Genomic DNA, 13,016 nt, shown 5'->3' with positions numbered 1-13,016 from the left:
CCTCCTTATTGTGAATGTCTTCTTTTAATATCGAACAAGTAGGTGCAAAGTTTTATATATTTTGTAACAGAATCGATTAATTGTGACTTTTAAATCGTTTGAAGAGCGGGAATCTGCTGTCTTTACATCATTCCCAATCGGAAGTCTGGTTAAACAACTGGATTGATGATGGCGTATTTGGAGTTAGATGGTGAATGAATGATGAAGTGAGATGGCTGGAACATACCCGGCTGACTGCAGCAAGAACTGCATACAGCCTAAGGGTCCGAGCAGAAGATAGGGAAAGGCAGCCCGCGGGTCTTAACAGCCGCCGCCATCACCGCCGCCGCCACAATCTCCGCCGCCACCGAAATCACTTCCGCTGTCGCCGGATGAATCAGGACCCCCGACAAAGAAAGTTGAAGAGCTGCTGCCGCTGTTGTTTCCGTCGGACGGCGCCATGGCGGCGTAGAGGAAGAATCCCACCAGGATAAAACCGATCATTCCAACAATCATATGAAAACCTCCTAACCAATATGACTTCTGTTTTACTACGAACAACGGGCCAAAAAGTTTCGGAAATCTGTAAAATTATAGTAACACAAAAAACGGCTAGACGCCGTTTTTTTACTGCCTGATCAATTTGGTCCGAACTGCACTCGGCATATCGCCGGGCTGTACTTCTTCCCATGTCTCAACGTATTTTCCCTTCGCGTGTACCTTTAGGTAGGCGTTTTTTCGAAGGGAGGCGCTGGAGGAGAATGTAATTTCTTTTTCCTTCCCAGTGTCATTATATCCTTCCAGCGTGTACTCATAGCGGCCCGGACTCAAGTGCTTTCCGTCTTTGTTGATTTGGACATACACGCTTTCTTTCTTCACAAGTGGATTGAACCTGTCTGTCACCTCATGATGAATTAATAGAAATGCACCAATGCATACAACAGCCAAACCGGCTGTAATCAGAGAAATTGTTTTTTTCATGTTTTATCACCTTAAAAATCCTTTTAATTTTTTCAAATAGCTTTTTCGAATGATCATAAAGAATAATAGTTGGAAGGTCAGAAATCCGCCTATCGTCATCAACACCGGAGCTGCAAAATGACCAAGACTCTGCGCCTCGAGCGTCTTCATCGCAAAATACGTATGAACTGCTGCAAGAGCGAACGGAAAGAAGAACAGGATGGCCAATTGAATCGTCACACTCTGCGACATTTCCTTTTCGCTCAGGCCGATTTTTGCAAGCGACCGATAGCGCTGCTGATCTTCTTCAAGATCGGTAAACAGGCGGAAGTAGAGAAAACTTCCGGATGCCGTAAAAAAGAGAACCGCAATAAAAAGGCCGATAAACAGACTCAGGCTTGGAAGCTGAACAGTTTCAAAATAAGTACTGGCCTTTGCGTCAAATTGAAATCGGATATTGGGAGCTTTTTCTCTAAGATCTTTTTCCAGTGATTGGATCATATCAAGGCTCTCTTTCCAGCGGTTGTAGTTATAGCCATACAATGTGACGAATTCGCCTTGTTTTTTCAGCTTTTCGAAGGTTTTGCCGTTTACGACAACGACGCTGTTTAACAAAATGAGCGGTTTTTTAATACCTTTCACTTTTAGGCGTTCATTTGCCGGCTTCGAATCTTTGTTTAACATGTTCAAGGTCTTGGGAATTTCCGGCTTTTCTTTCGCCTCGATGGCGTTCGGATAATACATCGCCTCGCCGTCTTTCAGTTCGCCGGAATCTGACTTAAAGTGCTTTTGGAATTCGCCTTCAGAGGTCAGGAGCACCCAGGGTCCCTGGCTATAGCTCATATAAATTCCTTTTGTCACTTCCTTTTCATATGAAAAATGTCCGTCCTTCAACTTTTGTTCCATCAGCTTAACGTGTGTCTGTTCCTTTTGGTTCCCGCTGTATAATAAGTACTCTATCTCATATTGAGAATCCAATTTTCCGATGGAAGTCTTGGAAATCACCAATGTGCCAGTGGCGGTAAAGGCGACGGCTGAAATGATGCAAACGAGAAAGAACAGACGGGCATTATCGTTCAGCCGATAGACAAGATCGGATACCCAAAGCACGTTTTTTCCGCGCAAATAAAATGACTTCCGTTTTTTTAAGAGCCGCAGCAGCCAAATGCTGCTTTGGCGAAAGAAGAAATAAGTCCCGATGATCGTCAGAATTAAGATCGTGACGGCTTGGGGAAAATGGATGTCGGCGAACAATACGAGCCAGTAGCCTGAGCCGAGGCAGCCGATGCCGATGACCGAAAAGATAACAGACGGTTTTGGCTCAGGTTTTATTTTCCCTGTGCCTTTGATCAGCTTGGTAACGGTTTTTGATTTAATAAACAAAACCGTAAATTGCGACAGCAAAATAAACAGCATGAGAAAGCAGGCGGCTGTGAGAGCCAGCGCTTTCCAAGGCAGATACAATGGCAAAGCGTCCATTTCCAAAATATAAGCGCCGATCGTAAAAAATGTTTTTGCAAAAACCAGACCGCCGATGATCCCTGTAACGATCGAGAGCACGCCGATGATGATGTTTTCTGCGGTAATCAGCTTCCTCAATTGACCCGGAGCGATTCCCTGGATGGTGAGGATCCCGAATTCCCTGCTTCTCGACTTGAGAAAGGCGTTGACGGAATAAAGCACAAACAGAATGGAAAAGGCGAAAATCATCCATTCAGCCACCGATAATCCCCGCTTTGCAATGGTGTTTAAGTAGCCTTTCTCTAAAGCGGGGTGGAACAAAAGCATCGCAAATGTGAAAAAAACCATCACTGAAAACGCGCTGCTTAAAAAGAAGGCAAGGTAGGCTCTTTTATTCCGGACGACGTTTTTATAAGCGAACTGAAGAAAGGTCATTGGCGTTTCCTCCCAGCATGGACAGCACATTCAGTATCTCTTCATAAAATATTTGGCGGTTGGCGCCGCGGTGGATTTCGTTGAATAATGTTCCGTCTTTAATAAAAATGACGCGCCGGCAATAACTTGCGGCAACAGGGTCATGCGTGACCATCAATATCGTGGCATTGTCGTTTTCATTAAGATGCTGCATCGTTTCCATTACGTCTTTTGACGCCTTCGAATCGAGGTTTCCTGTCGGTTCGTCGGCGAGGATGAGAGCGGGCTGATGAATGACGGCTCTTGCGATGGCCGCCCGCTGCTTTTGTCCGCCGGATACTTCAAACGTCCGTTTATTCAGAAGTTGTTCGATGCCGAGTTTTTCAGCAATCGCCTGAAGTTTATCTTCCATGACGGAAAGCGGTTTATTTTCAAGCGTTAAGGGCAGCATGATATTTTCACCGATCGTCAGCGTATCCAGCAAATTAAAATCCTGGAATACGAATCCGAGCTGTCTGCGGCGAAAGTGGGCAAGCTTGGCCCTCTTCAGATGATGCGGATTTTCTCCGCGAATCAAAATGTCGCCGGAATCGGGGCGGTCAATCGTCGAAATGATATTGAGAAGCGTCGTTTTTCCGGAGCCGGACGGCCCCATGATCGCCGTGAACTCACTGCCCTCGACATTGAATGAAATATCTTTTAAAGCCTGATGAGAGACTTGTCCTTTATATGTTTTATTGATGTTTTTAACGATCAGCATGTCTGTCATGATATCCTCCTTTTGCGGTGCTTTTTAGGGGTGCCCGCTTCCAATATGTTGCGATTCTTCACATCCACTCCAGTGCCCATTCGGAATGCTGAATGGCCGGTGTGCAGAAGCAAAGTATGGCGGGCCTCGTTTTTTGTTCAGCGCGTCGATAATGACGAACAAAAAGGAAAAGATCATGTAGAAGCGCTGAACAAGTGACGTTTATTTGGGCGATCAGATGGCTGAGGGTCCGCCTGCCCTGAAGTCGATCATAAAAATGATTCCGCATAAAGCGTATCATCGATTGTGTCGATTCTTTTCATAAACTTGGATTGCAAATAAAAAATCCTCCTTGCCACGTTTGTTTGTGTAAACAAATCATATCAAGGAGGATATGGATGAGCTATGCGGTTTTATTAAAGAAGACTTACATTTTTGTAAGGAACGAAAATTGCACAGTCGTTCCTTTCCCTTCTTCTGAAGCGATGCTCACATCATGATTGAGCTTTTCCGCAATCTCTTTTACAAGGTAGAGGCCGATGCCCGTTGATTCCTGAAAGCGTCGTCCGTTTTCCCCGGTGTAATAAGGCTCAAATACCCTTTTCAAATCTTGTGAAGGAATTCCGACTCCGTAATCTTTGATTTCCAGGATGATGCGTTCGCCATTACGGAATAGCGTCATATCGATGCGTTCGCTTTTTCCTGACGAATACTTCACAGCGTTGGTGATAACCTGGCCAACGGCAAACTTGAGCCATTTGCGATCGGAGTAAATAACGGCGTCTTCAGCGGGAACCTGTTTATTTGGATAGACCCGATGCTGTATAAAATAGCGTTTATAGCGCTGAATCTGAGAATGAAGCAGCTCGCCAAGTGACACGGCTTCAATTTTAAAATCCTTTTCAAACAGGTCAAGCCTTGATGAATAGAGGAGTGTTTCCAGTCCGTATTCAATCTGCTGGACTTCTTTTTTGATTTGTTTAAAAACGGGTTCGTCCTCTTCCTGGATGATCAGATTGATGACGGAAAGCGGTGTTTTCACCTGATGCACCCATTGATTCATGTAGGTTACCCTGTCTTCCAGCTTGGACTCCATCTCATGTATTTTGCGGTGGTGGAGCCGGCTCAGCTCCATATGTTTTTCATAGAGCTCTGAGCAAAATTCAGCCGTCCCCAAAAAAGGAATTTCTGTATCTTTTTGTTCTGAGCCGAGCCACTGGTAGACTCTGTGTTCTTCATACCATTTGTACGAAAGATAAAGCGCCAGCGCCAGAAGCTGAACGCCGAGAATGTAAAAAAGGTGGGTGAAAGTCTGCATGCCGGCAAACCAATAGTAAAAAAACACGAATCCGCTCTGAAAAAGAAACAGAAGAATGAGAACGGCATGGTTTTTTAGGAACAGCTTCATGATTTCGCCCTCAGCTGATACCCTTCGCCCCGCACTGATTCAACTGAGAAGGGCACGTCCATGCTTCGCAATTTTTTGCGAATCCTTGTAATATAGACATTTAACGTGTTTTCATCTATAAATGTATCGGTTTCCCATGTCTTCTCCATCAACCGGTCTCTGCTTGTCACTTTTTCTCCTCTTTCAAGCAGCACTTCCAAGAGTTTGCTTTCCTTTTTTGAAAGCTCGAGCTTCTCATCCCGGCAGCGCAGCTCAAATCGTTCGACAAACAGCTGAACGCCTTCAAATTCAATCACTTTTTCTCCTTGCTTAACGGCGTATTCTCCAAATGCCCTGCGAATTTGGCCTTTAATTTTAGCGAGCACCACTTCATAGGAAAAAGGCTTTTCTATATAATCATCGCCGCCGTTTTCAATCGCCATGACCTGATCCATTTCTCCGCTTCTCGCTGAAATGAAAATGATCGGACAAGTCGAATGCTGGCGGATTTGCCGGCACCAGTAGTACCCGTCGTATGCCGGCAGATTGATGTCAAGCAATATCAGATCGGGCTTCTCTTGGAGAAACATTTCAAGGATAGAGGTGAAATCAGTAGCTGCAACAGTTTCGTATCCGTATTTTTCTAAATGATCGCATAAAAGCTTCCGAATGTCTTCGCTGTCCTCGACAATCATGATTTTCGTCATTTTGAACACTCCTATGAACAAGTCTCCGCTGCCGAAAATGAGCGATTCCATTATAAAAGCGGCAGTGAAGGTCTCTTAAGTTAAGAATATCATAAAAAATTTTTTTTCATGTGAGCGCTTAAGGTTTTTGCATACCAGATCATGATAATTCAGTTTCTGTGAGTTAAAATAGGAATGGACGACTGTCAAAAAAGGAGAGGATCAAATGGCAAAATACAGAGGCTATATCGGAACATATACAAAAGCAGACAGCGAAGGGATTTATACATTTGAGCTTGATACGGAAAAAAAGGCGTTAAGCACGCCAAAGCCGGCAGCAAAGCTGGGCAGTCCGACATATTTGAATATCGCCAAAGACAATGAAATGCTCTATGCAGTGGTCAAAGACGGCGATAATGGCGGGGTTGCCGCATATCGTGTTGACGGCTCCACAGGAGAGCTGACTTTCGTCAACCAGCAGGCCGGGAAAGGACCATCGCCTTGCCATGTCAGCGTCGATCAGAATAACCGCTATGTTTTGTCCGCCAATTACCACAACGGGACGATCATGGCATACCCTTTAAATGAAAGCCGCGGCTTGCTTGAGCCTTCAGCAAAAGTGCAGCATGAGGGAACAGGACCGCATGAGAGGCAGGAAAAAGCGCATACCCATTATTCCGGATTCACACCTGATGAGAAGTATGCAGTAGCCGTCGATCTCGGAACGGATCATATCATTACGTATCAATTGAAAGAGGACCGGCTTGAAGCGGTGAAAAAACACGCAACTGCACCGGGGTCAGGGCCGAGGCATATTGAGTTCCATCCGCAGGAAAAGTATGCGTATGTATTAACGGAGCTGAGCAATGAAGTCATCGTGTTGGAATACAATCCTGATTTGGGTGAATTCAGGGAGATTCAAGTCATTTCGGCATTGCCGGAAGGGTTTGACGGTGCAAGCCAAGGCGGCGCCATCCATGTCACTAAAGACGGCAAATTTGTATACGCTTCAAACCGCGGACACGACAGCATCGCCGTCTTCAGCATCAACGAGTATTCGGGCGAACTTTCCCTGGTTGAACACGTATCAACTGAAGGGGAATGGCCGCGCGACTTTGAGATTGATCCTTCAGAGCAATTTTTAATCGCTTCCAACCAGGAAACAGGGACATTGACATTGTTTGAAAGAGACTGGACAACGGGCCGGCTGACGCTTTTGCAGTCCGGAGTTCCTGCTCCTGAAGCGGTTTGTGTGAAATTTTTACATCAATAAAAGCAAAAAAACTTGACTGGCTAAAAAGGCCAGTCAAGTTTTTTTCTTTTTATAAGACTTGCAGCATGCGGTTAACCGCTGTCATTTTACCCCGCATCCAGCTCTTTTTTGACCTTGATAAACGCAACCATCTGCTTGATTTCTTCTTCGGAAAGAAGCGTCCCGTCGACTGCCAGCTTGAGCTTATCCCATTCCGTCAGTTCAATGGCTTCGTTTTTAGCCTTTTCATCCCGGGGATCGTCAACTCTGCCAAGCAAAAAATCAGTGGAAGTATTGAATAAATCAGCGATTTCGATAAGCGCCTCTAAAGAAGGGCGGCGGTAGCCCGATTCATAGCCCGCGTAAGTGCTTTTCGCAATACCGAGGCGGTCGGCAGTATATTGCAATGACCATTTTTTATTTTTTCTCAGTGTTGTTAATCGATCTAAATTCATATCTTACGCTCCTTTTAATACACAGTGATTATAGCACATTATCAGCAAAAGTGTACGCGAAATGAATAAAGTTTCTTGATTATTTCACATTTGAGGACTATAATTGCATTGAAGGTACGCATAAAGCGTATACATTCCTGATGTATCAAGCCTTCTTCGTAAAAACAAAACATGCTTTATACTGTATAAAACTACTTCTTAAAGAGGTGTAGCACATGAAAAAGTTACTGCTGTTGACCACCGGCGGGACCATCGCTTCAGTAGAAGGCGAAAACGGACTGGCTCCGGGGGTTAAAGCGGAAGAGCTTCTCAACTATTTATCTGATGACCATTCTAATTATACGATAGATTGCCAATCTTTAATGGATATAGACAGCACCAACATGCAGCCTGAACATTGGGTGATGATGGCTGAGGCTGTATATGAGAATTACAGCAGCTACGACGGATTTGTGATCACGCACGGAACCGATACGATGGCCTACACCTCGGCGGCGCTTTCATACATGCTGCAGAATATTGATAAGCCTGTTGCGATTACAGGTTCCCAAGTTCCGATTACATTTAAGAAAACGGATGCGAAAAAAAATATTAAAGATGCGGTCCGCTTCGCGTGCGACGGTATCGGTGGAGTTTACGTCGTCTTTGACGGCCGCGTCATTTTAGGCACGAGAGCGATCAAATTAAGAACAAAAAGCTACGATGCATTTGAAAGCATCAATTATCCTTACGTTGCTTTCATTCATGACAAGGAGATCGAGTATAACAAACGGGTTCCCGAAGTGAAGCCAGGCGCTTTGAAACTCGATACCTCCTTAAATACCGATGTTTGTCTGGTGAAGCTTCATCCCGGATTAAAGCCTGAGTTTTTTGATTGTCTGAAAGGTTCATATAAAGGTATTGTGATTGAGAGCTACGGAAGCGGCGGCATTCCTTTTGAGAAAAGAAACATTTTAGAAAAAGTGAACGAGCTGATCGATTCCGGAGTAGTCGTAGCTATTACGACACAATGCCTTGAAGAAGGAGAGGATATGAGCATTTACGAGGTCGGCCGCAAGGTAAACCAAGATGCCATCATCCGCTCGAGGAATATGAACACCGAAGCGATCGTTCCGAAGCTGATGTGGGCACTAGGAAAAACCGGACAACAAGCTGAAGTCAAAAAGATTATGGAAACGCCAATTGCAGACGATATCATCATCTAAAAAAAGAAAGCAGGGTTAAAAAATGAAAACTGAAATGACATACCGGACGGAAAAGGATTTTCTCGGAGAAAAAAAGATTCCGGCCGATGTCTACTACGGTATTCAGACATTGCGGGCAGCGGAGAACTTTCCAATTACAGGATATAAAATCCACGAAGAAATGATCAAAGCGCTGGCAGTGGTGAAAAAAGCGGCCGCGCTTGCCAACATGGAGACAAAACGTCTTTATAAAGGCCTTGGAGATGCCATTGTCCAAGCCGCTGATGAGATCCTTGAAGGAAAGCTGCACGATCAATTCATCGTTGATCCGATTCAAGGCGGCGCAGGAACTTCAATGAATATGAACGCGAACGAAGTCATCGGAAACCGTGCACTTGAACTGCTCGGCCACAACAAAGGCGAATATATTCACCTGAGTCCGAATACGCACGTCAACATGTCTCAATCGACAAACGACGTCTTCCCGACGGCGATTCACATTTCAACGCTCAAGCAGCTGGAAAAGCTGCTGGACACAATGGAATACATGCTTGACGCGTTTAAGAAAAAAGCGCGCGACTTTGACCACGTCATTAAAATGGGCCGCACACATCTTCAAGACGCAGTGCCGATCCGCCTTGGGCAGGAATTTGAAGCTTACAGCCGCGTGATTGAACGCGACATCAAACGGATTAAACAATCGCGTCAGCATCTGTATGAAGTCAATATGGGCGCTACCGCGGTTGGAACGGGATTGAACGCGGATCCGCGCTATATTGAAAATGTTGTCAAGCACTTGGCTGAGATCAGCGGTCTTCCGCTAGTCGGCGCTGACCATCTGGTGGATGCGACGCAAAATACGGACGCGTACACTGAAGTTTCGGCTGCATTAAAAGTATGCATGATGAACATGTCGAAAATCGCCAACGACCTTCGGTTGATGGCATCAGGTCCGCGTGCAGGACTTGCTGAGATTTCTCTTCCGGCAAGACAGCCGGGTTCATCCATCATGCCGGGGAAAGTCAATCCGGTTATGGCCGAGCTGATCAACCAAATCGCATTCCAAGTCATCGGAAACGACAATACGATTTGTCTCGCTTCTGAAGCCGGACAGCTCGAACTGAATGTGATGGAGCCAGTGCTCGTCTTTAATCTCCTGCAGTCCATCAGCATCATGAACAACGGATTCCGTTCGTTTACCGATCACTGTGTAGCAGGAATCGAAGCGAATGAAAAACGCTTAAAGGCATATGTAGAAAAAAGCGCAGGCGTCATTACTGCGGTCAACCCGCATCTTGGCTACGAAGCAGCTGCAAGAATTGCAAGAGAAGCGATTTTAACAGGGCAATCCGTCCGCGATCTCTGTCTTCAAAACGATGTGTTGACAGAAGAAGAGCTTGATCTGATTTTGAATCCTTATGAAATGACAAAACCGGGGATTGCCGGGGCTGAACTTTTAAATCGGGATTAAGCTGAAAAAACAGTACGCGAAAACACTCTGAAGCATTTTACCGGGATAGAAACACAGAGTGTTTTCGCTTTCCTTCAATAACTTTATGAAGAGAAAGGACAACAGCGGTGAAGTGGTACCGCGTCAGCCTTTTTCGTGGTATACTGTTCGTTGTTAGTTAAATTTTTAAGAAAAAATTGAAGCAGATTGCTATTTTTATGTAGTTTATTTTGAAAGCGTTTCAATAATAAGGGGGATTTAGGTTGAAAACAGCACGGTTGCCATCAATGTTGGAAATCATTTGTGTATTAGGTGCATTTTTAGTGATAGTTTGTTCATTTACAGTCAAATTTGATCTGCCGATTCAGCTGGCATTGTTTATTTCATGGTTTTTAGTGATTTTGCTCGGTCTGCGCCTGGGGCACCGGTATGAAGATTTGCAAAAATCGATTACAAACGGAATTTCAAACGGACTCGAAGCGATATTGATCCTGATTGCCGTCGGCGCTCTGATCGGTACATGGATAGCCGGCGGTGTTGTGCCGACTTTGATTTATTACGGGCTTGAGTTTATCCACCCGAGCATATTCCTGCTTGCCACGCTCATTATTTGTTCGATCACCTCTGTGGCCACAGGTACGTCTTGGGGTACTGTAGGAACGGCCGGGATCGCCATGATGGCAATCGGTGAAGGGCTGGGGCTACCGCTTCCGCTTGTAGCCGGAGCCGTGCTGTCCGGCGCCTATTTCGGAGATAAATTATCACCGCTTTCCGATAGTACAGTGCTTGCGTCATCCCTTTCAAAGGTCGAAGTGATTACCCATGTCAGAGCGATGTTGTATTTGTCGGTTCCCGCCTATTTGATCACGGCGGTGTTGTTCACCATTACCGGATTTATTTACGGTAGTAAAAATGTCGATTTGCAGAAAGTCGAATTTTTGAAAACTTCTTTGCAAAACACGTTTGATATTCATATTTGGATGCTTGTTCCGGCTGTTATCGTTATCGTTCTTTTGGCCATGAGAAAGCCGTCTGTGCCGACGATCGCGATCGGCGCACTTTTGGGGGCGATCTGGGCTGCGGTCTTCCAAGGCATGAATTTTGCGGATGCACTTGGCACGGCATACAACGGCTTTTCCATCGACACCGGGATCAAATTTATGGACGAGCTCTTAAACCGCGGAGGAATTCAAGGCATGCTCGGTTCGGTCGTCGTTATCATTCTCGGTCTGGGCTTTGGCGGCCTTTTAGAGCACTTAGGCGTTCTAAAAGTGATCGTGTCCAAGTTCCAGCATAAGCTGACTTCTGCCGGCAACGTCACGTTCTCGACGATTATCGTCGCTTTCCTGGCGAATGTGTTCGGCTGCGCGATGTACGTCTCGCTCATTTTAACACCGAAAATTATGGAGAAAAGCTATGACAAGCTCGGAATTGACCGGAGGGTGCTCTCCAGAAACGCGGAAGTCGGGGGTACGATGACGTCAGGCATGGTGCCGTGGTCAGACAACGGCATATATATGGCGGGGATTCTCGGCGTGTCAACCTTCTCTTATCTGCCGTTCATGTGGATGAGCTTTGTTTCAATCGGCCTTGCGGTTTTGTACGGATACACAGGTAAATTTATTTGGTACACCGATAAAAAAGACTCGCCGGTTCAGTAGCCGATTTTAAAACAATTGATGGAGGTATTCTGTTATGAATGGCAACAATATTATTCGGAATTTGATGCTGGAAATCCCTTCAGCACCAGGAAACCTTGGAAAGGTGACAACGGCAATCGGCCTTGCCGGAGGTGATATCGGAGAGGTTGAAACGATCAAGGTGGGGCCGAATTATACGATGCGGAACATTACGGTTCAAGTTGAGCATGAAGAACAGCTTACCGAGATTCTTGAAGTGATCCGCAACTTAAAAGAAGGCATCCATCTTCATACCGTTTCAGATGACGTACTGGCTGCACATGAAGGCGGCAAAATCCGCGTGAAAAGCAAGATGCCGATTCGCTCGCTCGCTGATCTGCGGCGGGTGTATACGCCGGGTGTCGCGAATGTGTGCGAGCTTATTAAAGAAGAGCCGCAAAAAGCGAATATCTATACAGGCATCGGCAATTCGGTTGCAATTGTAACGGACGGTACGGCCATCCTAGGCTTGGGAGACATTGGGCCTGTGGCGGGAATGCCTGTTATGGAAGGGAAGGCCGCGCTTTTCGACCAGCTTGCAGACATCAGCGGAGTTCCGATTCTGCTTGATACGAATGATCCTGACGAAATCGTGCGGACGGTTAAAAACATTGCGCCCGGATTTAGCGGTATTTTGCTTGAAGACATCGGTTCACCGCATTGTTTTGAAATCGAAGAGCGCCTGAAAAACGACCTGAATATTCCGGTCATGCATGACGACCAGCACGGTACTGCGGTGGTGACACTGGCGGCCGCCATTTCAGCCGCCAAGAGTGCAGGGGTCGATCTGAAGCAGGCCCATGTCGGCCAAATCGGCCTGGGTGCGGCAGGGGTCGCGATCTGCAGAATGTTTATGGCATATGGGGTAAAACGTGTCATCGGAACGGATAAATCGCTTGAGGCGATGGCGCGTTTAGAGAACTATGGCGGCCATGCGGCTGAAAGCATCGAAGAATTGATGGAAAGCTGCGATATCATCGTCGCGACAACCGGCGTTCCGGGATTGATCAATAAGAAATGGGTTCGGGAAGGCCAAGTGATTTTGGCTCTGTCCAATCCGAAGCCGGAGATTGAGCCTGAGGATGCGCTCGAGGCCGGGGCAGCCTACGCTGCGGATGGACGGTCTGTCAACAATGTGCTGGGGTTCCCCGGTATTTTCAGGGGCGTGTTAAATGCCGGAGCGGAATCGATCAGCCACCCGATGCTGGTCGCGGCCGCCGAAGCGATCGCATCCTGCACAAAACAAGGCGATCTTGTGCCTGATCCGCTGAATCCTGATGTTCACGAGATTGTGGCCAAAGCAGTCGAAAGGGTCGCACTTTCAGAAATGGGAAAAATGAACGGATAAAGAAAACAGCTGC

12 protein-coding genes are annotated in these 13,016 nt (G+C 46.2%); 5 read left to right on the top strand and 7 right to left on the bottom strand.

Features of this window, described 5'->3' with window-relative positions:
• Positions 1-300: 300 nt before the first annotated feature.
• The 6 genes from MKZ04_RS15915 to MKZ04_RS15890 form a co-directional block, all read right to left on the bottom strand.
• The gene (locus MKZ04_RS15915) at positions 301-495 is read right to left on the bottom strand and encodes a hypothetical protein (RefSeq protein ID WP_020453450.1); all 195 of its coding nucleotides are present in this window, start codon (positions 493-495) and stop codon (positions 301-303) included.
• A 111-nt stretch (positions 496-606) separates the two neighbouring features.
• The gene (locus tag MKZ04_RS15910; RefSeq protein ID WP_023856937.1) at positions 607-960 is read right to left on the bottom strand and encodes a YxeA family protein; all 354 of its coding nucleotides are present in this window, start codon (positions 958-960) and stop codon (positions 607-609) included.
• Positions 961-966: 6 nt separating this feature from the next.
• Positions 967-2,835: an FtsX-like permease family protein gene (locus MKZ04_RS15905; protein WP_020453448.1), complete on the bottom strand. Its 1,869-nt coding sequence runs from the start codon at positions 2,833-2,835 to the stop codon at positions 967-969.
• Positions 2,810-3,583, bottom strand: a complete 774-nt coding sequence (locus MKZ04_RS15900) for an ABC transporter ATP-binding protein (protein ID WP_020453447.1) — start codon at positions 3,581-3,583, stop codon at positions 2,810-2,812. The genes MKZ04_RS15905 and MKZ04_RS15900 overlap by 26 nt, the downstream gene beginning before the upstream one ends.
• A 406-nt stretch (positions 3,584-3,989) precedes the next feature.
• The gene (locus MKZ04_RS15895; RefSeq protein ID WP_341046312.1) at positions 3,990-4,970 is read right to left on the bottom strand and encodes a sensor histidine kinase; all 981 of its coding nucleotides are present in this window, start codon (positions 4,968-4,970) and stop codon (positions 3,990-3,992) included.
• Positions 4,967-5,656: a response regulator transcription factor gene (locus MKZ04_RS15890; protein ID WP_020453445.1), complete on the bottom strand. Its 690-nt coding sequence runs from the start codon at positions 5,654-5,656 to the stop codon at positions 4,967-4,969. Before MKZ04_RS15890 ends, MKZ04_RS15895 begins: the two co-directional genes overlap by 4 nt.
• Before the next feature lie 205 nt (positions 5,657-5,861).
• On the opposite strand from MKZ04_RS15890, the gene MKZ04_RS15885 reads away from it, so the two are divergent.
• Positions 5,862-6,908 (top strand): lactonase family protein, encoded by a 1,047-nt coding sequence (locus MKZ04_RS15885; RefSeq protein ID WP_144499067.1) that lies wholly within the window; start codon positions 5,862-5,864, stop codon positions 6,906-6,908.
• 86 nt (positions 6,909-6,994) lie between these two features.
• On the opposite strand, the gene MKZ04_RS15880 is transcribed toward MKZ04_RS15885, so the two are convergent.
• Positions 6,995-7,342 carry a helix-turn-helix domain-containing protein gene (locus MKZ04_RS15880; RefSeq protein WP_020453443.1) on the bottom strand — a complete coding sequence of 116 codons (348 nt, stop codon included), beginning with the start codon at positions 7,340-7,342 and terminating at the stop codon, positions 6,995-6,997.
• A gap of 215 nt (positions 7,343-7,557) precedes the next feature.
• Here MKZ04_RS15880 and MKZ04_RS15875 point away from each other — a divergent pair, with 215 nt between their 5' ends.
• From MKZ04_RS15875 to MKZ04_RS15860, 4 genes are all read left to right on the top strand, one after another.
• Positions 7,558-8,547 carry an asparaginase gene (locus tag MKZ04_RS15875; protein WP_020453442.1) on the top strand — a complete coding sequence of 330 codons (990 nt, stop codon included), beginning with the start codon at positions 7,558-7,560 and terminating at the stop codon, positions 8,545-8,547.
• Between the two features lie 22 nt (positions 8,548-8,569).
• Positions 8,570-9,997, top strand: coding sequence for an aspartate ammonia-lyase (aspA, locus tag MKZ04_RS15870; RefSeq protein WP_020453441.1), 1,428 nt, complete (start codon positions 8,570-8,572; stop codon positions 9,995-9,997).
• Between the two features lie 242 nt (positions 9,998-10,239).
• On the top strand, positions 10,240-11,637 hold the full coding sequence (gene nhaC, locus MKZ04_RS15865; RefSeq protein WP_341046310.1) for a Na+/H+ antiporter NhaC: 1,398 nt from the start codon (positions 10,240-10,242) through the stop codon (positions 11,635-11,637).
• A 34-nt stretch (positions 11,638-11,671) separates the two neighbouring features.
• Positions 11,672-13,003 (top strand): NAD-dependent malic enzyme, encoded by a 1,332-nt coding sequence (locus MKZ04_RS15860; RefSeq protein ID WP_020453439.1) that lies wholly within the window; start codon positions 11,672-11,674, stop codon positions 13,001-13,003.
• The last annotated feature ends 13 nt before the right edge of the window (positions 13,004-13,016 follow it).

Origin of the sequence: Bacillus sp. FSL W7-1354 (genome assembly GCF_038002405.1) — a bacterium.
Taxonomy (GTDB): domain Bacteria; phylum Bacillota; class Bacilli; order Bacillales; family Bacillaceae; genus Bacillus; species Bacillus paralicheniformis.
The sequence above is the reverse complement of the archived record's forward strand: the minus strand, read 5'-3'. Positions and strand labels throughout refer to the sequence as shown.